Origin of the sequence: Prochlorococcus marinus XMU1412 (assembly GCF_017696315.1) — a bacterium.
GTDB classification, from domain to species: domain Bacteria; phylum Cyanobacteriota; class Cyanobacteriia; order PCC-6307; family Cyanobiaceae; genus Prochlorococcus_A; species Prochlorococcus_A marinus_AF.
In genome coordinates this window covers 298,008-319,066 of record NZ_JAAORJ010000001.1, presented here as the reverse complement: position 1 = coordinate 319,066, position 21,059 = coordinate 298,008, and the positions used below count along the sequence as shown (strand labels likewise).

Genomic DNA, 21,059 nt, shown 5'->3' with positions numbered 1-21,059 from the left:
AAGATTATCTTTAAATAAATAGTGAGTTTTATGAAATTTGCATTTTTAGTAATTGCCATATTTATTAATTTTTTTAATCAATCATTGATAAAATCACAAGAAAAAATATATTCATCAAAAAATAAAATTGAGAATATTGCTAGAAAAGAATCAATTACTGAAAAAAAAACTGAAATAAATAAAATTCATATTGTAAAAAGTGGAGATACAATATCAAGTATTTCAAAATCCTATTCAATTAATAAAGATTTAATTATTAAATTGAATAACTTAAAAGATGAAAATTATATCTTTGTTGGCCAAAATCTTATTATCTCCGAATCTTCTGAAAAGCTCACAAAACAATCAGATTTAATTAAGAATTATCATATTGTTCAAACAGGTGAAAATCTTACTGACATATCGAACAAATATAATATAAAAGTAAAAGAACTGATAGAGATAAATAATATTAATAATCCTAATTCAATAAAAATTGGTCAAAAGCTCACAATAAGAAAAAAGAACACAATTAATTCAGAAAAATATAAATTAACAAAAAATAAAAAAAATAATGACTTAATTGAGTTAGATAGAAAAATTTATGGTCCTATAATTATCCAAAGTAAATCATATAAAGATATTAAAGGTAGAAAAGTTTTAAACGTTCTAAATCAAGAAAATAAAAAACTGATTATTTCAATCAATTGTGATAAAAATGAATTAGATGTAAGAATACCTGGCAGGAAATGGATGGGAAGTAAGCCTGTTAAAGAAGAATTCGAAAATAATTTAATTAATGATTTTTGTTAAAACTTTAATTAATATGTGTGAATAATTTGTCTAAGAATATTAATGATGAGTTATTCTACAAAAAGTTAAATTAATAGTAATGGCTATTTCAAGAGGAGATCTCGTAAGAGTAAAAAGACCAGAATCATATTGGTATAACGAAATCGGTAAAGTTGCTTCAGTTGATACCTCAGGCATTAAATATAACTGTGTAGTCAGATTCGATAAAGTAAATTACGCTGGGATAAGCGGAACTGATGGTGGAGCAAATACAAATAATTTCGCTGAAAGTGAATTAGAGAAAGCTTAAATAATTGCCTGAATTACCAGAAGTAGAGACAGTTCGCAGAGGTTTAGAGCAAAAACTTAATAACTTTATTATTAAAAAAGTAGAAGTCTGTAGGGATTCAACTGTTGCATTCCCAATTAACAAAGAAGAATTCATTAAAGGACTTCTGAACTCACTTATTTATAAATGGGATAGAAGAGGAAAATATTTAATAGCTCAATTAAAAGAAGTTCAAAATGAGAATGCCCAATTTCTTGTAGAAAATTCAAAAAATAACGGATTTCTTGTAGTTCATCTAAGAATGACTGGATATTTTAAATTTATTGAAAACTCAAGTCATCCTTGTAAACATACAAGAATAAGATTTTTCGATAAAAATAATAATGAGCTTAGGTATATTGACGTAAGAAGTTTTGGCCAAATGTGGTGGATTAATAAGGACCTATCGCTTAATAAAATAATAAAAGGATTAGGTTCATTAGGACCAGAACCATTTTCTAAAGACTTTGATGCAAATTACCTTAAGAAAGTTATTTCAAAAAGAACAAAATCTATAAAAGCTATTTTATTAGATCAAACAATAGTGGCAGGTATAGGTAATATTTATGCTGATGAAAGTTTATACTCTGCTGGCATCTCCCCTTTTAGGGAAGCTCGAACAATAAAAAAGAATGAGTTAATAAAGCTCAAAGAATCAATTGTAAATGTATTAAAAAAAAGTATAGGTTCTGGGGGTACTACATTTAGTGATTTTAGGGACTTGGAAGGAGAAAATGGGAATTTTGGTTTACAGACAAATGTCTATAGGAGAACTGGAAAAAAATGTCGTAAATGTGGAAATTTAATTGAAAGACAAAAAATCACTGGAAGAAGTACCCATTGGTGTCCGAAATGCCAAAAATAAAAAAGGGCTTACTCATGAAGAGTAAACCCTTTTAAATATTTTTACCTGGCATTGAGCTATTTTCTCAAGGGGCTACCCCCTAAATATTTTCGCCGCTGATGCGTTTCACAACCGAGTTCGAGATGGATCGGAGTGGTTCCACATCGCCATGAACACCAGGATAGTGTGAACCTTGAGAACTGCATAGAAAATTATATAAATTAAAAACAATAAATTAAGTTTATTTGGTCAAGCCCTCGGTCTATTAGTACTCCTCCGCTGCACTTGTTACCAAGCTTCCACGTAGAGCCTATCAACGGGTGTTCTTCCCGTGACCTTACTGGCTTAAGCCATGGCAATACTCATCTTGAGGTGGGCTTCCCACTTAGATGCTTTCAGCGGTTATCCACTCCGCACATGGCTACCCAGCGTTTACCGTTGGCACGATAACTGGCACACCAGAGGTGCGTTCCTCCCGGTCCTCTCGTACTAGGGAGAAATCCTCTCAATATTCCTGCGCATACACCGGATATGGACCGAACTGTCTCACGACGTTCTGAACCCAGCTCGCGTACCGCTTTAATGGGCGAACAGCCCAACCCTTGGGACCGACTTCAGCCCCAGGTTGCGATGAGCCGACATCGAGGTGCCAAACCTCCCCGTCGATGTGAACTCTTGGGGGAGATCAGCCTGTTATCCCTAGAGTAACTTTTATCCGTTGAGCGACGGCCCTTCCACGCAGAACCGTCGGATCACTAAAACCGACTTTCGTCCCTGTTCGACTTGTAGGTCTCACAGTCAAGCTCCCTTCTGCTTTTGCACTCAACGACTGATTTCCAACCAGCCTGAGGGAACCTTTGTGCGCCTCCGTTACCTTTTAGGAGGCGACCGCCCCAGTCAAACTGCCCATCAGATACTGTCCGCTTCCCGGATAACGGGTAAGCGTTAGAACCCTAGCTCTGAAAGAGTGGTATCTCACCGATGACTCAATAGTACCCACAAGCACTATTTCAACGTCTCCCACCTATTCTGCGCATTCAGAGCCCGAGCACAATATCAAACTACAGTAAAGCTTCATAGGGTCTTTCTGTCCGGGTGTATGTAGTCCGCATCTTCACAGACAATTCTATTTCGCCGAGCCTCTCTCCGAGACAGCGCGCAAATCGTTACACCTTTCGTGCGGGTCGGAACTTACCCGACAAGGAATTTCGCTACCTTAGGACCGTTATAGTTACGGCCGCCGTTCACCGGGGCTTCAGTCGCCAGCTTCACTAAAAGCTAACCAGCTTCCTTAACCTTCCGGCACTGGGCAGGTGTCAGCCCCCATACATCGTCTTGCGACTTAGCGGAGACCTGTGTTTTTGGTAAACAGTCGCTTGCGCCTCTTCACTGCGGCCAGCTCTCGCTGGCACCCCTTCTCCCGAAGTTACGGGGCCATTTTGCCGAGTTCCTTAGAGAGAGTTATCTCGCGCCCCTCGGTATTCTCTACCACCCCACCTGTGTCGGTTTCGGGTACTGGCATTTGTGTCTTAACGAGTATAGGGCTTTTCTTGGAAGCATGACATCACCAACTTCGCTGCCGTAGCAGCTCGTACTCACGCCTTAGCTCAAGATGTTTTCTCCATCTCTCAAAGCCTCGAACGCTTGAACCAGTAACCAACATCTGGCCTGGCTAGCCTTCTCCGTCCCCCTTCTCAAAACACATCTGGTACAGGAATATTGACCTGTTATCCATCGACTACGCCTTTCGGCCTCGCCTTAGGTCCAGACTAACCCTCCGCGGACGAGCCTGCCGGAGGAACCCTTAGGGTTTCGGGGCATGGGATTCTCACCCATGTTTTCGCTACTCAAGCCGACATTCTCACTTCTATGCTGTCCACGTCCGCTTACGCTAACGCTTCACCCTACATAGAACGCTCCCCTACCATAAATAAATTTATCCGCAGCTTCGGTATAACGCTTAGCCCCGTTCATTTTCGGCGCAGGATCGCTCGACCAGTGAGCTATTACGCACTCCTTTGAGGATGGCTGCTTCTAGGCAAACCTCCTGGTTGTCTGGGCAATCCCACCTCCTTTATCACTTAGCGTTAATTTTGGGACCTTAGCTGGCGGTCTGGGCTGTTTCCCTCTTGACTATGGAGCTTATCCCCCACAGTCTGACTGCCTAGTTACACACAGGGTATTCAGAGTTCATATCGATTTGGTACCGCTTTCGCAGCCCGCACCGAAATGGTTGCTTTACCCCCCTGCTGGAGCACTAGACGCTACGCCTAAACGTATTTCGGGGAGAACCAGCTAGCTCCTGGTTCGATTGGCATTTCACCCCTAACCACAGCTCATCCGCTGAATTTTCAACTTCAGTCGGTTCGGACCTCCACTTGGTATCACCCAAGCTTCATCCTGGCCATGGTTAGATCACCAGGGTTCGGGTCTATAAACACTGACAAACGCCCTATTAAGACTCGCTTTCGCTGTGGCTCCACCATTTCCGGTTTAACCCGCCAGTGCCTATAAGTCGCCGGCTCATTCTTCAACAGGCACACGGTCACCCGATTAGTCGGGCTCCCATTGCTTGTAAGCTCACGGTTTCATGTTCTATTTCACTCCCCTCCCGGGGTTCTTTTCACCTTTCCCTCGCGGTACTGTTTCACTATCGGTCACACAGTAGTACTTAGCCTTACGAGGTGGTCCTCGCAGATTCACACGGAATTCCACGTGCTCCGTGCTACTCGGGATACAGCTAGGTCAACTTATCTTTCGATTACGGGGCTTTCACCCTCTGTGGCACGCCATTCAAACGTTTCTTCTAGACTTGTTGATCCATATTGCTGTCCCACAACCCCGATAGTCAAGACTATCGGTTTGGGCTGTTCCCCGTTCGCTCGCCGCTACTGAGGGAGTCGTTATTTACTTTCTCTTCCTCCAGCTACTAAGATGTTTCAGTTCGCTGGGTTAGCTCGCACCAACCTATATATTCAGTTGGCCGTACATGGGGTTGCCCCATTCGGAAATTCCCGGATCAAAGTGTGCTTCCAACTCCCCGAGACTTATCGCAGGTAACCACGTCCTTCATCGCCTCTGTGTGCCTAGGTATCCTCCGTGAGCCCTTTGTAGCTTGACCAATAACTTCAAATTTGAAGCATCAGCTTAATAGAATTGTTATTAGTGCGTTCGCACAAATAATAAATCTGCATCATTAAAAATGCTTATTGTCTTTAAAATAATCTATGCAGTTGTCAAGGTTCTCTGAAAACAATGAAATTAATTCAATGAGTCCAGCATCTTAATGATTTCATTAGGAAGCTAGATTCGTTCAGAATTTGATCACAACTCAAAACATTTCCTTTCTATAGATATGGAAGAGGTGGTAATCAGTGGAGGTAAGCGGACTCGAACCGCTGACATCCTGCTTGCAAAGCAGGCGCTCTACCAACTGAGCTATACCCCCAACATAGAGATATGGGCCATCCTGGACTTGAACCAGGGACCTCACCCTTATCAGGGGTGCGCTCTAACCACCTGAGCTAATGGCCCAGGAAAAATAATGGGTGTGACCTAGAAAAACTTAGGAAATGAAATTCTTAATAAATTAAGAACGTGAGATACCGATCGACCTAAGGTGACAAAATAATAATATTAAACATTTTGTTGTCTCCCTGTTAGGAGGTGATCCAGCCGCACCTTCCGGTACGGCTACCTTGTTACGACTTCACCCCAGTCATTAGCCCCACCTTCGGCGTCCTCCTCCACAAGGGTTGGAGTAACGACTTCGGGCATGGCCAACTTCCATGGTGTGACGGGCGGTGTGTACAAGGCCCGGGAACGTATTCACCGCAGTATGCTGACCTGCGATTACTAGCGATTCCTACTTCACGTAGGCGAGTTGCAGCCTACGATCTGAACTGAGCCACGGTTTATGGGATTTGCTAGCTCTCGCGAGTTTGCTGCCCTTTGTCCGTGGCATTGTAGTACGTGTGTAGCCCAGGGTGTAAGGGGCATGATGACTTGACGTCATCCACACCTTCCTCCGGTTTATCACCGGCGGTCTTTCTAGAGTGCCCAACTAAATGCTGGCAACTAAAAACGTGGGTTGCGCTCGTTGCGGGACTTAACCCAACATCTCACGACACGAGCTGACGACAGCCATGCACCACCTGTCACTGCATTCCCGAAGGCACCCTCAAATTTCTAAGAGGTTCGCAGGATGTCAAACCCTGGTAAGGTTCTTCGCGTTGCATCGAATTAAACCACATACTCCACCGCTTGTGCGGGCCCCCGTCAATTCCTTTGAGTTTCACACTTGCGTGCGTACTCCCCAGGCGGAACACTTAACGCGTTAGCTACGACACCGAAGGGGTCGATTCCCCCGACACCTAGTGTTCATCGTTTACGGCCAGGACTACAGGGGTATCTAATCCCTTTCGCTCCCCTGGCTTTCGTCCATGAGCGTCAGTAATGGCCCAGCAGAGCGCCTTCGCCACTGGTGTTCTTCCCGATATCTACGCATTTCACCGCTACACCGGGAATTCCCTCTGCCCCTACCATACTCAAGCCTTTCAGTTTCCACTGCCATGATGGAGTTAAGCTCCACGCTTTAACAGCAGACTTGAAAAGCCGCCTGCGGACGCTTTACGCCCAATAATTCCGGATAACGCTTGCCACTCCCGTATTACCGCGGCTGCTGGCACGGAATTAGCCGTGGCTTATTCCTCAAGTACCGTCATATCTTCTTCCTTGAGAAAAGAGGTTTACAGCCCAGAGGCCTTCGTCCCTCACGCGGCGTTGCTCCGTCAGGCTTTCGCCCATTGCGGAAAATTCCCCACTGCTGCCTCCCGTAGGAGTCTGGGCCGTGTCTCAGTCCCAGTGTGGCTGATCATCCTCTCAGACCAGCTACTGATCGAAGCCTTGGTGAGCCATTACCTCACCAACTAGCTAATCAGACGCGAGCTCATCCTCAGGCGAAATTCATTTCACCAATAGGCATATGGGGTATTAGCGGTCGTTTCCAACCGTTATCCCCCTCCTGAGGGCAGATTCTCACGCGTTACTCACCCGTCCGCCACTAACCCGAAGGTTCGTTCGACTTGCATGTGTTAAGCACGCCGCCAGCGTTCATCCTGAGCCAGGATCAAACTCTCCGTTGTGTTCAAATCCTTTTGTAGATAAATCTACTCAAATTGAATTGCTTTATCCAAATAAAAACTTGAGTTTATTTATTCAGTTAAGCCTCCTTATATTTTAAGGATTACATTGAGTGCACATTAAAAAAATTTTAAAGTGACTTTCCAAGATCTCAGATCCGTTTGCATCAAAGCCAAAAGTTAGCAATTGATGACATTTTTATATATTCTTGACGGGACCTCACACCTTTATCGCATGTACATCTTGGAATAACTAAAAATAAATCTAGTTATTCTAGACGCAATAAAAGCATCAGTTCCTAAGTTTTTAAATTTTCTAGGTGCTGAGCTAAACAACTAGTGGTTAACTCATTTGAAGGGAAAACCCTTCTTCTGGCTAGAAATAATGATCAAGATCAAATCTCTAGGAAATTCATTAATTTACCAAAAATCAGATTTAAGGAAATTTGTTGAATTATGCAAAAAATATATTTTTGCCCAGAAGAAAATACTAAACCATCCCACTGTAATTGTGCAACCTTTTATACAAAAATTTTTTATTAATTTTTTATTTGTTCAAAGTCTCTTTAAAGAACTAGGCTTAAATAAAGGGATATAAATGAAATGGCAGAAAGATTTAGTCAAAAAAATTTAAGAGTAAGACCAAGTTCCGATGAAGAGAAAATTGTAACAAATGCAAAAAAACACTTCGAAAAGACTTTGGTTGAAATCTCAGGTGAGTTAGTAGGAAGCGTTGCTGCACTAGAACACCCAACAAAAAATAAAAAATTAAATTATGGAGAAATATTTTTAAGAGACAACGTTCCTGTAATGATTTATCTCATAACTCAAAAAAGGTACGAAATTGTCAAAAAATTCCTAACTGTGTGTCTTGAATTACAAAGCACTAATTACCAAACACGTGGGGTATTCCCTACTAGTTTCATTGAAGAGAACGGCAAGCTCATTGGAGACTATGGTCAAAGATCAATAGGGAGGATTACTTCAGCTGATGCAAGTTTATGGTGGCCCATTTTATGTTGGTATTATGTCAATAAAAGCGGCGATTATGCCTTTGGTAAAAGTCAAAGTGTTCAAAGAGGTATTCAACTTCTATTAGATTTGGTTCTACATCCAACATTTGAGGGTACTCCAGTACTTTTTGTTCCTGATTGCGCATTCATGATTGATAGACCTATGGATGTATGGGGAGCACCCCTAGAAGTTGAAGTTTTACTTCATGGATGTTTAAAAAGTTGTATCAACTTAATGGAATTAAGTAGAGAAGATCACGTTAGTAGACTTTTAGACCAAAGACTTATTCTTACAAATCAATGGGTTAAGGATTTAGGAAGTTTTCTGTTAAAACATTATTGGGTTACCAGCCAAACAATGCAAATTCTAAGAAGGAGGCCAACTGAGCAGTATGGAGATGATCAACACTTCAATGAATTTAACGTTCAACCTCAAGTAGTTCCCTCATGGCTACAAGATTGGTTAGAAAATAGAGGTGGTTACTTAATAGGGAATATTAGGACAGGAAGACCAGACTTTCGATTTTACAGTTTAGGGAACTCTTTAGCATGTATGTTCGGAGTACTACCTCCTGAAGAGCAAAGAGCTTTATTTAGATTAGTTTTACATAACAGACAGGATCTGATGGCTCAAATGCCCATGAGGATTTGTCATCCTCATATGGATGTTGAAGAATGGCAAAACAAAACTGGATCGGATCCAAAGAATTGGCCTTGGAGCTACCATAACGGTGGTCATTGGCCAAGTTTACTTTGGTTTTTTGGTGCAGCTGTTCTATTGCATCAAAAAGAATATGGTTCAGATGATGTGATTCTCATGGAAGAAATGAAATCTTTAATAGAGGAATCATATTGGTGTCAACTTAATCAATTACCCAAGCAAGAATGGGCAGAATATTTTGATGGGCCTACAGGTACATGGGTTGGACAACAATCAAGGACTTATCAAACTTGGACAATTGTTGGATTTTTATTGATGAATCATTTCCTAAGGAATGAGGGTAAAGATTTAGATATGTTTAAAATTTAATACTAAAATAAACCTAAAGTGAGTGATTTATCAATTGGCAAACACGCTCCAATACCAAGATAGATGGTTAGAAAAGTTCCGAACAAGAAAACAGACATTGCTATTGGCCTTCTAAATGGGTTAGAAAATTTGTTAACGTTTTCGATAAAGGGTAAAATCATTAATCCAAGAGGAATTAATGTTTGAAGTGCGATACCTAAAAGTTTGTTGGGAACAACTCTAAGTATTTGAAATACCGGATAGAGGTACCATTCAGGAAGAATTTCTAGAGGTGTTGCGAAGGGATTAGCTTTGTCTCCCAACATTGCTGGATCAAGAACTGCTAATCCAACTACGCAGGCAATCGTTCCTAAAATAACTACTGGGAAGATATATAATAAATCATTTGGCCAGGCAGGTTCACCATAATAATTATGGCCCATACCTTTAGCTAACTTTGCTCTCAATTTTGGATCAGATAGATCTGGTTTTTTTAACGTAGACATATGGAGAACTAGTAATGGTTTAAGTATAAGAGTTTATAAGGGACCTGAAATACCCTGTTTACGAATCATTAAAAAGTGCATCAACATGAAAACTGCCAATGACCATGGTAATACAAAAGTATGAAGGCTATAAAATCTGGTTAAAGTAGATTGTCCAACACTTTCTCCACCTCTAAGTAGTTCAACCATAAAATCACCAATTACTGGTATTGCAGCCGGCACACCTGAAACAATCTTAACTGCCCAATAACCTACTTGATCCCAAGGTAGGGAGTATCCTGTTACTCCAAAAGCAACAGTTATGACCGCCATTACAACACCTGTAACCCAAGTTAGTTCTCTTGGCCTTTTAAAACCTCCAGTAAGGTAAACCCTAAAGACATGCAGGATTAACATCAAAACCATCATAGATGCACTCCATCTATGCACAGATCTTATTAACCAACCAAAACTTACATCGGTCATTAAATAACTGACTGAACTGTAAGCTTGTGTAACGGTTGGTTTATAGTAAAAAGTCATTGCAAAACCTGTTGCAAATTGAATTAGGAAGCATACTAAAGTTATGCCTCCTAAACAATAAAAAATATTTACGTGAGGGGGTACGTACTTGGAAGTTACGTCGTCAGTTATGTCTTGGATTTCAAGCCTTTCTTGAAACCAGTCATAAACAGATGAAGAATTCGCCATCCAAAAAAAAATTAGCTTTGATATAAAGAGCTTACTTAAAATTCTTATACTTGGTGTTAACACTTAACCCAATGAATTCATCTTTTAACAAACTTTTAACATTCAAAACTTTGATCACTGCATCAATGATCATAGTTTTTTCTATCAATCTTTTGTTGACTGAAAGAGTTGATGCTCTCAGTGATAGCAGGCAATTAGTACTTGACGCTTGGACCTTAGTAAACGAAGGTTTTTATGATCCTGAAAAGTTTGATGAAATCCAATGGAAAAGAATTAGACAAAAAACATTACAGAAACAAATTGAAACAAGTGAAGAGGCTTATTCCGCAATTGAAGACATGTTAAGACCTCTAGAAGATCCCTACACAAGAGTTTTACGCCCAAAAGATTATGAACTTTTGAAATCAAGTAATTTTGGGAGTGAAATTAATGGAGTTGGGCTTCAATTAGGTGAAGATGATGACAATAAAGTTAAAGTTATCTCTACTCTTGGGGGTTCTCCAGCTGAAGAAGCTGGAATAGTAAGCGGGGACTTGATAGAGAAAGTGGACGGAATTTCATCAGAAAAATTAGGGCTTGCAAGTACTGCCTCTAAGTTAAGAGGTGAATCAGGGACAAAAGTTTTAGTTGAAGTATCTTCGAAATCAGGAGAAGTTAGGGAAGTCGATCTAGAAAGAAGATCAGTAGATCTCAGACCAGTTCGAACAAAAAGATTGAGAGACGATTCTCACACAATAGGATATTTAAGGATAACTCAATTCAGCGAAAGCGTACCCAAAAAAGTTGAAGAGGCACTTCAAGAGTTAAAAGAGAAAGAGGTTGAAGGCTTGATCTTGGATCTTAGAAATAATTCAGGGGGACTAGTAAGCTCTGGTATAGCAGTTGCAGACTCATTATTGAGTGAGAAACCTGTAGTCGAGACAAAAGATAGAAATGGAATAAAAGATGCAATTATTTCTCAAAAGGAGACATCTTTTGATGGACCAATGGTGACTTTAGTAAATAAAGGTACTGCAAGTGCAAGTGAAATACTTGCCGGTTCTTTACAAGATAATGAGAGATCAATTCTTATGGGAGAGCAAACTTATGGGAAAGGTTTAATTCAATCCCTAAAAAGTTTGGGAGAAGATAGTGGTATTGCCATAACAGTAGCTAGTTACTTAACCCCCAATGGTAATAATATTCAAGGCCAAGGTATGACTCCTAACAAATTACTTGATCTCCCGGATACAAGTGATTATGGAAGTACTGATGATAAATGGGTGAGGAATGCAGAATTATTTCTGGGGTCGCTATTGGAAAAAGAAGAAGTTTCAGTTCAAAATATTGAATTAAACAATGAAGAAATTGAATCTTTAAATGGTTAAGGATTGAAAATAAAAAATCCTAAAAATTATGAGTATTAAAAGAATTTTTCATGACCCAATTCATAAAGAAATAGTATTTGATGCTGGAAAGCCAGAAGAATTAATGATTATGGAATTAATTGATACAGTCGCTTTTCAAAGACTAAGAAGAATAAAACAACTAGGCGCTGCATCATTACTTTTTCATGGCGCAGAATCGAGTAGATTTACTCACTCAATTGGTGTTTTTTGTATAGCTAGAAAAATTTATAAGAGATTAATTGAAATTAAATCTTCATTTTGTGAAAATAAATTTATTCTTTATGGAGCAGCTCTACTACATGATTTAGGTCATGGGCCTTTAAGCCATACCAGTGAAACAATATTCAAGCATAATCACGAACAATGGTCTGAAAACTTAGTTACAAATTATTCTCCAATAAATTCAATCCTCAAAAAATATGACAACGAATTACCGAAAAAAATTGGTGAATTATTTCAATCAAAACAACTATTTTCAAAACCTTTAAAAACATTGATAAGTAGTGAGGTAGATTGCGATCGTCTCGATTATCTTTTACGCGATAGTTACAACACAGGTACTAATTATGGGTTAGTAGATTTAGAAAGAATTATTTCAGCTCTCACCTTTTCACCCGATGGTAATATCGGAATCAAACCAAAAGGAGTGATCGCTATCGAGCATTTCCTCGTACTAAGAAACTTGATGTATAGAACAATATACAATCACAAGATAAACGAAATATCGACATGGATTTTGGAAAAAATACTATACACAATAAAACATTATTATGAAAAGAAAATTTGGTTAGATGATTCTTTATATAAATGGATTTTTTCACCTTCCAAGATTGATTTTGATGATTTCATAAGAAATGATGATGTAACCTTTTTTTATCATTTGATGAGATGGAAAGATGAATCTTTTGAACCACTTTCTACACTATGCAAAATGTTTATTGATAGAGATTTATTAAAGGCATCAGACATAAGTTTTTTAACTAAGATGAATAGATTAAAAATCCTTGCATTTGCCACAAAATTATGTGAAATGAATGGTTATGATCCAGAAATATTTTGCGGTATTAAGGAAAAGTCTTTTAAAGGTTTTGAATCTAACAATGCAATGAAAATATGGGACGGCACTTATCAAAACGCATTAGAAAATAGTTCTGCATTAATAAAAACTTTAATGAGATCCCAGGAAAGCTCTTTTATTATTTATCCAGGTATGATCAAAAATGAAATTAATAATGAAATTTCATTGATGAAAAACAATCCCTAGATTTAATTCAATGGAAATCGTTTTAAAAAATACTAAAAGTAAATATTTAGAAATTTTTTCTTTATTAGATTTAGATAATATCCATGAAACATTCAAAAAATTTTCTTCCATCAAGGAACCTTTAGAAGCAAAAATTTTCGTAGTCAATGAGTCAATAAGTGCTCATCAATTAGCAAAAGTAAAAAACCATTTTGACAAAATTAACATTTGTTCCTTATGCATTTACTCAAACAATAGAGATACAATACTAAGCGGAAAGTTTTTAAAAATAGATTCAGTTTTTATTAGAGAGCAAGAGATTAAAAATAAGTTATCATTATTCAATTCAAAGAAGAAATACGATATCCTTCACAAAGGAACATTACGATCGGGTGAAAGAATATCTTCAAATGGAAACCTATGCATTATTGGAGACGTTAATCCAGGAGCAATAGTTTCCGCTAAAAAAAATATTTACGTTTGGGGCAAATTACTAGGGATCGCATTCGCAGGTAAAAGCGGGAATAAAAATGCCTCTATTGCATCACTTTATCTAAACCCTTTACAGTTAAGAATTGCAGATGTGGTAGCTATAGGACCAAAGGATAAACCCAAAAATTATTATCCAGAAATTGCGGTAATAGATAAACAAACGATAATTATCAAACCACACTTAATCGAAAATAAAAATTAATCAATAATTTGCAATAAATTAATTCACACTAAATAAATTTAAGAATTACTTAATCTTTAAAATATTTAACTTTCTGCAAGTGGCTTTATTATTTGTAAAATCTTAAAAATCGTGGGGAAGAATACTCGCACAATATTAATTTGTTCAGGTAAAGGAGGAGTTGGTAAAACAACTTTAACCGCAAACCTAGGTATAGCACTTGCTAATAGCGGAGCAACAACTGCTGTATTAGATGCTGATTTTGGTTTAAGAAATTTAGATCTTCTTCTAGGATTAGAAAATCGCATCATTTATACCGCTCAAGATGTTCTAGACAAGAATTGTCGTCTTGACCAAGCATTGGTTAGACATAAAAAGGAACCCAATCTTGCTCTTCTACCTGCTGGAGATCCAAGGATGTTGGATTGGATGAAGCCCGAAGATATGAAAAAAATTAGTGAGTTACTTAGTGAAAAATTTGATTTTGTCTTAGTAGATTGTCCTGCTGGCGTAGAAGATGGCTTTAAAAATGCTCTTGCAGCCTGTAAAGAAGCTATTGTTGTTACTAACCCAGAATTATCGGCAGTGCGGGATGCGGATAGAGTAATAGGGATTCTTAATACTTCAGATATTGAGCCTATCCAACTTGTAATCAATAGAGTTCGCCCTAACATGATGGCTAGTCAAGAAATGTTATCCATCGAAGATGTTCAAGGGATCCTTTCTTTGCCTTTATTAGGGATTGTTTTAGAAGATGAACAGGTAATAATAAGTACAAATAGAGGAGAGCCACTGACCCTTTCAGATGGTAGATCTCCTGCAAAAAAATGTTATTTGAATGTTTCTCAAAGACTTACAAATAAAGATGTACCAATTATCGATCTTAAAAAAGAAGGCAAAAGTCTTAAAGATAAATTCATGAGATTAATGCAAACAAAGGTTTTTTAAAATGATGACTCTCAGAGATCTTATAAATAAATTACTAGGCAGAGAAACGTCTAGTGCAAATACAGCTAGAGAAAGATTACAACTTGTACTTGCTCATGACAGAGTTGATATGAGTTCCTTAACAACTGATCTTTTAGATAAAATGAGGAAAGAGATCCTTGATGTTGTTGCTAAATATGTTGAAATTGATTTTGAGGAGGTGGCAGTAAGTTTAGAGACTGAGGATAGAATGACAGCACTAGTTGCCAATTTGCCAATTAAAAGAACTATGTCAGGAGAAATAAAATTCAAAAAAACTGATAAAGCTGATAAATCTAACAAAGATATCAAAAAGTAATAAATTTAAAAAAAGCTAAAAAAATACTGATAATTGACCCTCCCTAATTGTAAGATGAAGAGATTGCCGGCTTAGCTCAGCGGTAGAGCAGCGCTTTTGTAAAGCGAAGGTCATCAGTTCAAATCTGTTAGCCGGCATTTTGATTTATTTAATTCTGTTGAATATTCTTTCCTGAAAATAAAAAGACTAAACCTATCAGAGCAACAATAGGAAAAAATCTTATCTCCAGAACAAACTCTAAAAAAGATGCAAGGGGTTCAAATATCCAATACGTAAAAAATTGAATTAAAAAAACAAAAAATAATAATAAAAACATTAATACAATTCCCTAACTAATACTTCTCCTTCTCTAATCAGTTTCCAATTTCCACTTTTCTTCCAAAATATAATAGTACTTGCTTTTCCGCTACTTTTTCCCCAGGGGATAGGGCCCAAAATTTTTACAGAAGGGAAGTCTAGAGCAATACCTTCAGCTGTAATTGATCCTTTAAAACCTGAAATATTTGCACTGGAAGTTAACAATGGGCCTGTCTCTCTCATAAGAGATTGTGCGATATTTGAATTTGGAATTCTCAACCCAATAGTCAGATCATTACTAGTGAGGTTTGCTGCCTGCTTTGATGAAGCAGGAATAACAATTGTCAGAGCTCCAGGCCAATATTTTGAGGCTAAATTTTCGTAATCTTCTTTAGCTGATTCGTGAACATAATCAATTAAATGTTTATGTTCTGATCCCATAAGAATTAAGGGTTTGTTTCTATCTCTTTTTTTAAACTCATAAATAATATTTGAGAATTTTGGTAAGCATCCAATTGCAGGTAAAGTGTCTGTTGGGAAAATTATAGGCAAACCACTTTTAAGAGTCCTCAAGGCAGTTTTGCAGTCTACTAAATTCATTGAGATTATGAACCTTTAATAATTTATTTATATCTCCCAATGGCAAACCTACCAATGCCTGAAAGATCATTCACGATTTCTATGGATGTAAATTTATTTTTAATTAGTAGTTGTTTTACTTTTTCACTTTGATCAAAATGATTCTCTATAATTAGCCAACCATTCTCCTTTAAGAATAATGGTGCTTTTTGAATTATTTCTCTAATGTGCTTTAAACCATCTTCACCTCCTAATAAAGCAATTTTTGGTTCAAAATTTTTAACCTCTTTGGGTAATTTTTCATAAGTATCTTTAGGTATATATGGGGGGTTAGAAATTGCCAGATCTAATTTCCCCTTAAAGCTTTCCAGAGGACTCCACCAGTGTCCGCAATAAAATCTTAAATTTGATTGTTTAGAAGAATTAATGTAATTTTCAGTAGCTATTCCTAATACATCTTGATCTATATCAGTAGCTATTCCATCCCACAATGGATACGCTAATGCCAAAGCAATACTAATAGCTCCCGATCCAGTTCCTAATTCAGCGAAACATAATTTCTGCGAAGTTTTTCCAAATATCTTGAAGACAATATCAACTATTAGTTCGGTCTCTGACCTAGGTATAAGAACTTTATTTGTGACTTTTAATTTTAGATCCCTCCAAAAAGTAATCCCACAAAGGTATTGGATAGGCGAAGAATTTAATAAATGATCTTCCCAAATAGACTCTAAATGGTCTAAGTCATGTTTTAAATATAGGCTACCTTCAGGATTTATACTAAGCGAATTTAGATCACTAGTTGATATACCGCCTACAGAATCAAGTAAAAGAGCAAGAGATTCATGATCTCCCCCCTTAGAAAGTTGTGTTTTTTTCCAAAATAAAATTTCTTTTACAGAAATGCTTAGCATTTATAAAAGCTTTAGCCTTTTGGGCCAAGCTTACCTTTACCAGATTCTGAGTAGAAGCTTGATTTTTCGCCATCTTGAGTAGAAATAAATAAACCTATAAGGAATATTGTTGGCACCCCTACAAATAAAAGGCTAGCTACGAATCCGAAATTAGTTGTTTCCATTTAGTTGACAGTTCTATTAGGTATTAAGACTATAGACATATAACTTGAAATAAAGTGGAAAAATAAACAAATTTTTATCAACTAATTAACAGTCTTAAACAATTAGCGAGGTAATTTTTTATTTTCGCTATTTTTTTTAAGTTCTTCAAAATTTGAAGGTGGAGATTGTGGTTTTGTTAAAATGACTGTAGAGGATTTAACTAATGTTTGGCATGCAAGTCGCCAATTCTCAGGTCTATTTTTAAGTTTTTCTTCTTCTACAGAAGTAAGAGGGCTTAAAGAATTTTTGCTTCCTCCTTCAACCGAAATAAAACAAGTACTGCATTGCCCTGCTCCGCCACAATTTCCTAAAATTCCTTTTAATCCATAAAGTTGTAAGTTCTCTTTCATTACTAATTCTCTTAAATTCTCACCAGGATTACATTGAACCTCTAAATCCTCACGGATAAATCTGATAGTTGCCATTTTTTTAGTTATTTTTCTTATTTTGGCGTTTTACTTTGAGAATTGTGACCAAAATATTAACAATTTTTAGCTTAAAATTCCTTGTAACTCCAGTTCTGCTTATTGATTTGCCCAATTTTTGCAAGAAAATAAATTTATTTACAAAAATCCCTCAAAGACTAAAAAACCCTTACTATCGTGATGTTTAGCTGTTTATTCAGCATAGTTACAAGAAATTAACCGATGGGATTGCCTTGGTATCGAGTTCACACAGTAGTTATTAATGACCCAGGTCGACTACTTGCTGTGCATCTTATGCATACTGCATTATTAGCCGGCTGGGCCGGTTCTATGGCTCTTTATGAATTAGCCATTTTTGATCCTTCTGATGCTGTTCTTAATCCAATGTGGAGACAAGGAATGTACGTTATGCCTTTTATGGCAAGACTAGGCATCACAAGTAGTTGGAACGGATGGGATATTACGGGTGCTACAGGAGTTGATCCTGGATTCTGGAGTTTTGAAGGGGTTGCAGCGGCACACATAGTGTTTAGTGGACTACTGATGCTGGCCTCTATTTGGCACTGGACGTATTGGGACTTAGATTTATGGGAAGATTCAAGAACTGGTGAGCCTGCTCTTGATTTACCAAGAATATTCGGAATTCACCTTCTTCTAGCTGGACTAACATGCTTTGGTTTTGGAGCTTTTCATTGCGCAAACGTCGGGATTTGGGTTTCTGACCCTTATGGTTTGACTGGTCATGTAGAGCCTGTGGCCCCTTCATGGGGAGTAGAAGGATTTAATCCTTTTAATCCAGGAGGAATAGTTGCAAATCATATTGCGGCAGGACTAATGGGTATTATTGGAGGAATTTTTCACATAACCAATAGACCTGGAGAAAGGCTGTATAGAGCATTAAAACTTGGAAGTCTTGAAGGAGTTCTTGCTAGTGCTCTAGCTGCTGTACTATTTGTATCTTTCGTTGTTTCTGGAACAATGTGGTACGGTTCAGCGACAACTCCAGTCGAGTTATTTGGTCCTACCAGATATCAATGGGACTCTGGATATTTCAAAACTGAAATTAACAGAAGGGTCCAAGCTGCTATTGATGATGGTGCCACTAAAGAAGAGGCATATGCATCAATCCCAGAAAAGTTAGCCTTCTATGATTATGTTGGAAACAGTCCTGCAAAGGGAGGATTATTCAGAGTTGGAGCTCTTGTAAATGGTGATGGTTTACCAACTGGTTGGCAAGGTCACATTTCTTTCCAAGACAAGGAAGGTAACGAATTAGAAGTTAGAAGAATACCTAATTTCTTTGAAAACTTCCCAGTTATACTTGAAGATAAAGAAGGTAATGTTAGAGCAGATATTCCATTTAGAAGAGCTGAAGCAAAGTATTCATTTGAACAAACTGGCATAACTGCAACTATCTATGGAGGAGATTTAAATGGACAAACATTTACTGATCCTGCAGTAGTTAAAAGACTAGCCAGAAAAGCACAGCTTGGTGAAGCATTCAAGTTCGACAGAGAAACTTATAAATCTGACGGTGTATTCCGAAGCTCCCCAAGAGCATGGTTTACATATGCACATCTATGTTTCGGATTGCTATTCTTGTTTGGACACTGGTGGCATGCTTCAAGGACTCTTTACAGAAATTCCTTTGCTGGTATCGACGCTGAGATTGGAGACCAAGTTGAATTTGGTTTATTCAAGAAACTTGGTGACGAAACCACAAGAAGAATCCCAGGAAGGGTTTAAACTAAACTTTATTACTTAATCTTATGGAAGCTTTTGCATACGTTCTTATTTTAACTCTTGCAGTCGTCACTTTATTCTTTGCTGTCGCCTTTAGAGATCCACCTAAATTCGATAAAAAATGATGTTATTAAAAAACCTCTTTAACAAGAGGTTTTTTTTTACTTTTCATAATTAGGATTTTACTCTACTATTAGAGTTACAGTTCACCTTATTTCACTACATGCAGTGTCCAACCTGTCAAAACACAGATAGCAGAGTTTTGGAATCAAGATCTGCTGATAGTGGTAAAAGTGTTCGAAGAAGAAGAGAATGTTTAAATTGCAGCTTTAGATTTACAACTTATGAAAGAGTTGAAACAATGCCAGTTTCAGTTATAAAGAAAGACGGTGGCAGAGAATTATTTGATAAACAAAAATTATTTACTGGCATATCAAGAGCATGCGAAAAGACTAACTTCAGTAGTGAAGCAATTATCAATTTCGTTGATGGAATTGAATCAAAAATTGTTCAAGACTCTAATAAAGATATTAAATCTTCACAAATCGGAGAATTAATACTTAAAAATCTTAGGAAAGAAAACGAAGTCGCCTATATAAGATACGCCTCAGTTTACAGAAAATTTAATGGAGTAAAAGATTTTATTTCAACTCTTGAATCTCTAAAGGGAAATTCAAAAAATCAATTAGCTTCAATTTCATAAAATTCAGCATCTTAAAGTGTAGAATACATATCACAAATGTTTTTTGCTATTGGTTTGCAGGCTAGTAGCATCCCTTTCTAACTACCTTAGGTAGTCTGCGATACAACAAATGAACGAAAATTCTTCCCAAACCGTTAAAGAACTTTCTGAGGATCAAGAAATTAAAAACTCTTCTGAGTTAGATAATGATTCAGCATCTCAAAACGAGGAAGATTTATCATTGGAGAGCGATATCCCTTCAGCAGATTCTTCCTCTAGCAGAAAAAATACGGATTTTGACAACGCAGGATTCACACAAGAAGAATTTGCATCACTATTGGGTAAGTATGACTATAATTTCAAGCCGGGCGATCTAGTTAAAGGTACCGTTTTTGCCTTAGAGCCCAAAGGGGCCATGATCGATATAGGGGCAAAAACAGCTGCTTTTATGCCTGTTCAGGAGGTTTCAATAAATAGAGTTGAAGGACTTAATGATGTTTTACAACCTTCAGAAAGCAGAGAATTTTTCATAATGAGCGAAGAAAATGAAGATGGCCAATTAGCCCTCTCCATTAGAAGAATTGAATATCAAAGAGCATGGGAAAGGGTTAGACAACTCCAAAAAGAAGATGCAACGATATATTCTGAAGTTTTCGCAACAAATAGAGGAGGAGCTCTTGTTAGGGTAGAAGGATTGAGAGGTTTTATTCCAGGCTCTCATATAAGTGCTCGAAAAATTAAAGATGACTTAGAAGGTGAATATTTGCCTTTAAAATTTCTTGAAGTTGATGAAGAAAGAAATAGATTAGTACTAAGCCATAGAAGAGCTTTAGTTGAGAAAAAAATGAACCGACTTGAGGTAGGCGAAGTTGTTGTTGGTTCTGTAAAAGGTATTAAACCTTATGGAGCCTTTATTGATATTGGTGGAGTTAGTGGTCTATTGCATATTTCTGAGATTAGTCATGAACATATTGAGACTCCTCATAACGTTTTAAATGTGAATGACCAAATGAAAGTTATGATAATTGACCTTGATTCAGAAAGAGGGCGAATTTCATTATCTACTAAAGCACTTGAACCTGAACCAGGAGATATGCTAACTGACCCTCAAAAAGTTTTTAGTAAAGCTGAAGAAATGGCTGCGAAATATAAACAAATGTTATTTGAACAAACTGACGATAACGAAGAGATCGTTACAGCTTCATCTGAAGCAGTATAACTTCAATTATATTTTGTGCACGAATATCGGAAATTAAGCCTCATTATTCTTAATACAGGTCTTTTTAATTTACAATAATTGATTTGGAACGATAATCTAATTTAG

The 21,059-nt window shown here is 37.4% G+C and carries 19 protein-coding genes, 3 tRNA genes and 3 rRNA genes; 14 read left to right on the top strand and 11 right to left on the bottom strand.

The features are described 5' to 3' along the window. Positions 1 to 30: 30 nt before the first annotated feature. The 3 genes from HA152_RS01760 (at position 31) to HA152_RS01750 (ending at position 1,964) form a co-directional block, all read left to right on the top strand. Positions 31 to 792 (top strand): LysM peptidoglycan-binding domain-containing protein, encoded by a 762-nt coding sequence (locus HA152_RS01760; protein WP_209132941.1) that lies wholly within the window; start codon positions 31 to 33, stop codon positions 790 to 792. Positions 793 to 871: 79 nt separating this feature from the next. Next, a complete protein-coding gene (locus HA152_RS01755) occupies positions 872 to 1,081 on the top strand; it encodes a photosystem I reaction center subunit IV (RefSeq protein WP_011817817.1) in 210 nt (69 codons plus the stop codon). Between the two features lie 4 nt (positions 1,082 to 1,085). After that, positions 1,086 to 1,964, top strand: a complete 879-nt coding sequence (locus HA152_RS01750) for a DNA-formamidopyrimidine glycosylase (protein WP_209132939.1) — start codon at positions 1,086 to 1,088, stop codon at positions 1,962 to 1,964. A 43-nt stretch (positions 1,965 to 2,007) separates the two neighbouring features. Here HA152_RS01750 and rrf read toward each other — a convergent pair. From rrf to HA152_RS01725, 5 genes are all read right to left on the bottom strand, one after another. Continuing rightward, a 5S ribosomal RNA gene (gene rrf, locus HA152_RS01745) occupies positions 2,008 to 2,124 on the bottom strand. A gap of 64 nt (positions 2,125 to 2,188) precedes the next feature. Continuing rightward, positions 2,189 to 5,064: ribosomal RNA gene (locus tag HA152_RS01740) — 23S ribosomal RNA — on the bottom strand. Positions 5,065 to 5,318: 254 nt separating this feature from the next. Continuing rightward, positions 5,319 to 5,391 (bottom strand) — tRNA-Ala (locus HA152_RS01735). A 12-nt stretch (positions 5,392 to 5,403) separates the two neighbouring features. Continuing rightward, a tRNA-Ile gene (locus tag HA152_RS01730) sits at positions 5,404 to 5,477 on the bottom strand. A 125-nt stretch (positions 5,478 to 5,602) separates the two neighbouring features. Then, positions 5,603 to 7,087, bottom strand: a 16S ribosomal RNA gene (locus HA152_RS01725). Together the 16S, 23S and 5S rRNA genes with 2 tRNA genes alongside form the textbook arrangement of a ribosomal RNA operon. A 600-nt stretch (positions 7,088 to 7,687) precedes the next feature. Here HA152_RS01725 and HA152_RS01720 point away from each other — a divergent pair. Further along, the gene (locus HA152_RS01720; protein ID WP_209132937.1) at positions 7,688 to 9,127 is read left to right on the top strand and encodes a glycoside hydrolase 100 family protein; all 1,440 of its coding nucleotides are present in this window, start codon (positions 7,688 to 7,690) and stop codon (positions 9,125 to 9,127) included. 2 nt (positions 9,128 to 9,129) lie between these two features. On the opposite strand, the gene petD is transcribed toward HA152_RS01720, so the two are convergent. Next, positions 9,130 to 9,612, bottom strand: coding sequence for a cytochrome b6-f complex subunit IV (petD, locus tag HA152_RS01715; protein ID WP_002808353.1), 483 nt, complete (start codon positions 9,610 to 9,612; stop codon positions 9,130 to 9,132). A 33-nt stretch (positions 9,613 to 9,645) separates the two neighbouring features. Next, positions 9,646 to 10,302 (bottom strand): cytochrome b6, encoded by a 657-nt coding sequence (petB, locus tag HA152_RS01710; RefSeq protein ID WP_011817812.1) that lies wholly within the window; start codon positions 10,300 to 10,302, stop codon positions 9,646 to 9,648. A gap of 71 nt (positions 10,303 to 10,373) precedes the next feature. Between petB and ctpZ the strand changes: the two genes are divergently transcribed. The 6 genes from ctpZ (at position 10,374) to HA152_RS01680 (ending at position 15,028) form a co-directional block, all read left to right on the top strand. Further along, the gene (ctpZ, locus tag HA152_RS01705; protein ID WP_209132935.1) at positions 10,374 to 11,669 is read left to right on the top strand and encodes a carboxyl-terminal processing protease CtpZ; all 1,296 of its coding nucleotides are present in this window, start codon (positions 10,374 to 10,376) and stop codon (positions 11,667 to 11,669) included. A 28-nt stretch (positions 11,670 to 11,697) separates the two neighbouring features. After that, positions 11,698 to 12,954, top strand: a complete 1,257-nt coding sequence (locus HA152_RS01700) for an HD domain-containing protein (RefSeq protein ID WP_209132933.1) — start codon at positions 11,698 to 11,700, stop codon at positions 12,952 to 12,954. A 10-nt stretch (positions 12,955 to 12,964) separates the two neighbouring features. Continuing rightward, a complete protein-coding gene (locus tag HA152_RS01695; RefSeq protein WP_209132931.1) occupies positions 12,965 to 13,627 on the top strand; it encodes a septum site-determining protein MinC in 663 nt (220 codons plus the stop codon). Between the two features lie 111 nt (positions 13,628 to 13,738). Continuing rightward, positions 13,739 to 14,554: a septum site-determining protein MinD gene (gene minD / locus HA152_RS01690; RefSeq protein WP_079323377.1), complete on the top strand. Its 816-nt coding sequence runs from the start codon at positions 13,739 to 13,741 to the stop codon at positions 14,552 to 14,554. Position 14,555: 1 nt separating this feature from the next. Beyond that, positions 14,556 to 14,891, top strand: a complete 336-nt coding sequence (minE, locus tag HA152_RS01685; protein WP_209132929.1) for a cell division topological specificity factor MinE — start codon at positions 14,556 to 14,558, stop codon at positions 14,889 to 14,891. Between the two features lie 65 nt (positions 14,892 to 14,956). Further along, positions 14,957 to 15,028 (top strand) — tRNA-Thr (locus HA152_RS01680). Positions 15,029 to 15,206: 178 nt separating this feature from the next. Here the strand turns inward: HA152_RS01680 and HA152_RS01675 are convergent. From HA152_RS01675 to HA152_RS01660, 4 genes are all read right to left on the bottom strand, one after another. Further along, positions 15,207 to 15,788, bottom strand: a complete 582-nt coding sequence (locus HA152_RS01675) for an L-threonylcarbamoyladenylate synthase (RefSeq protein ID WP_209132927.1) — start codon at positions 15,786 to 15,788, stop codon at positions 15,207 to 15,209. A gap of 23 nt (positions 15,789 to 15,811) precedes the next feature. Then, a complete protein-coding gene (prmC, locus tag HA152_RS01670) occupies positions 15,812 to 16,681 on the bottom strand; it encodes a peptide chain release factor N(5)-glutamine methyltransferase (protein ID WP_209132919.1) in 870 nt (289 codons plus the stop codon). Positions 16,682 to 16,692: 11 nt separating this feature from the next. Further along, on the bottom strand, positions 16,693 to 16,845 hold the full coding sequence (gene psbM / locus HA152_RS01665; RefSeq protein WP_209132917.1) for a photosystem II reaction center protein PsbM: 153 nt from the start codon (positions 16,843 to 16,845) through the stop codon (positions 16,693 to 16,695). 102 nt (positions 16,846 to 16,947) lie between these two features. Further along, on the bottom strand, positions 16,948 to 17,310 hold the full coding sequence (locus HA152_RS01660; protein ID WP_209132915.1) for a 2Fe-2S iron-sulfur cluster-binding protein: 363 nt from the start codon (positions 17,308 to 17,310) through the stop codon (positions 16,948 to 16,950). Positions 17,311 to 17,532: 222 nt separating this feature from the next. Between HA152_RS01660 and psbB the strand changes: the two genes are divergently transcribed. The 4 genes from psbB to HA152_RS01640 all read left to right on the top strand — a co-directional run bounded on the left by psbB (position 17,533) and on the right by HA152_RS01640 (position 20,954). Further along, positions 17,533 to 19,056 (top strand): photosystem II chlorophyll-binding protein CP47, encoded by a 1,524-nt coding sequence (gene psbB / locus HA152_RS01655; protein WP_209132913.1) that lies wholly within the window; start codon positions 17,533 to 17,535, stop codon positions 19,054 to 19,056. A gap of 23 nt (positions 19,057 to 19,079) precedes the next feature. Continuing rightward, on the top strand, positions 19,080 to 19,178 hold the full coding sequence (locus tag HA152_RS01650; RefSeq protein WP_032527597.1) for a photosystem II reaction center protein T: 99 nt from the start codon (positions 19,080 to 19,082) through the stop codon (positions 19,176 to 19,178). Between the two features lie 98 nt (positions 19,179 to 19,276). Next, positions 19,277 to 19,756 carry a transcriptional regulator NrdR gene (gene nrdR, locus HA152_RS01645; protein WP_209132911.1) on the top strand — a complete coding sequence of 160 codons (480 nt, stop codon included), beginning with the start codon at positions 19,277 to 19,279 and terminating at the stop codon, positions 19,754 to 19,756. A gap of 109 nt (positions 19,757 to 19,865) precedes the next feature. Continuing rightward, on the top strand, positions 19,866 to 20,954 hold the full coding sequence (locus HA152_RS01640) for a 30S ribosomal protein S1 (protein WP_209132908.1): 1,089 nt from the start codon (positions 19,866 to 19,868) through the stop codon (positions 20,952 to 20,954). Positions 20,955 to 21,059 lie beyond the last annotated feature (105 nt).

Excerpts from the sequence above, each read along its gene's own strand:
- HA152_RS01760 (WP_209132941.1), top strand. The coding sequence starts at position 31 with ATGAAATTTGCATTTTTAGTAATTGCCATATTTATTAATTTTTTTAAT.
- HA152_RS01755 (WP_011817817.1), top strand. The coding sequence starts at position 872 with ATGGCTATTTCAAGAGGAGATCTCGTAAGAGTAAAAAGACCAGAATCA.
- HA152_RS01720 (WP_209132937.1), top strand. The coding sequence starts at position 7,688 with ATGGCAGAAAGATTTAGTCAAAAAAATTTAAGAGTAAGACCAAGTTCC.
- petD (WP_002808353.1), bottom strand. The coding sequence starts at position 9,612 with ATGTCTACGTTAAAAAAACCAGATCTATCTGATCCAAAATTGAGAGCA.
- petB (WP_011817812.1), bottom strand. The coding sequence starts at position 10,302 with ATGGCGAATTCTTCATCTGTTTATGACTGGTTTCAAGAAAGGCTTGAA.
- ctpZ (WP_209132935.1), top strand. The coding sequence starts at position 10,374 with ATGAATTCATCTTTTAACAAACTTTTAACATTCAAAACTTTGATCACT.
- HA152_RS01700 (WP_209132933.1), top strand. The coding sequence starts at position 11,698 with ATGAGTATTAAAAGAATTTTTCATGACCCAATTCATAAAGAAATAGTA.
- HA152_RS01695 (WP_209132931.1), top strand. The coding sequence starts at position 12,965 with ATGGAAATCGTTTTAAAAAATACTAAAAGTAAATATTTAGAAATTTTT.
- minE (WP_209132929.1), top strand. The coding sequence starts at position 14,556 with ATGATGACTCTCAGAGATCTTATAAATAAATTACTAGGCAGAGAAACG.
- HA152_RS01675 (WP_209132927.1), bottom strand. The coding sequence starts at position 15,788 with ATGAATTTAGTAGACTGCAAAACTGCCTTGAGGACTCTTAAAAGTGGT.
- prmC (WP_209132919.1), bottom strand. The coding sequence starts at position 16,681 with ATGCTAAGCATTTCTGTAAAAGAAATTTTATTTTGGAAAAAAACACAA.
- psbM (WP_209132917.1), bottom strand. The coding sequence starts at position 16,845 with ATGGAAACAACTAATTTCGGATTCGTAGCTAGCCTTTTATTTGTAGGG.
- HA152_RS01660 (WP_209132915.1), bottom strand. The coding sequence starts at position 17,310 with ATGGCAACTATCAGATTTATCCGTGAGGATTTAGAGGTTCAATGTAAT.
- psbB (WP_209132913.1), top strand. The coding sequence starts at position 17,533 with ATGGGATTGCCTTGGTATCGAGTTCACACAGTAGTTATTAATGACCCA.
- HA152_RS01650 (WP_032527597.1), top strand. The coding sequence starts at position 19,080 with ATGGAAGCTTTTGCATACGTTCTTATTTTAACTCTTGCAGTCGTCACT.
- nrdR (WP_209132911.1), top strand. The coding sequence starts at position 19,277 with ATGCAGTGTCCAACCTGTCAAAACACAGATAGCAGAGTTTTGGAATCA.
- HA152_RS01640 (WP_209132908.1), top strand. The coding sequence starts at position 19,866 with ATGAACGAAAATTCTTCCCAAACCGTTAAAGAACTTTCTGAGGATCAA.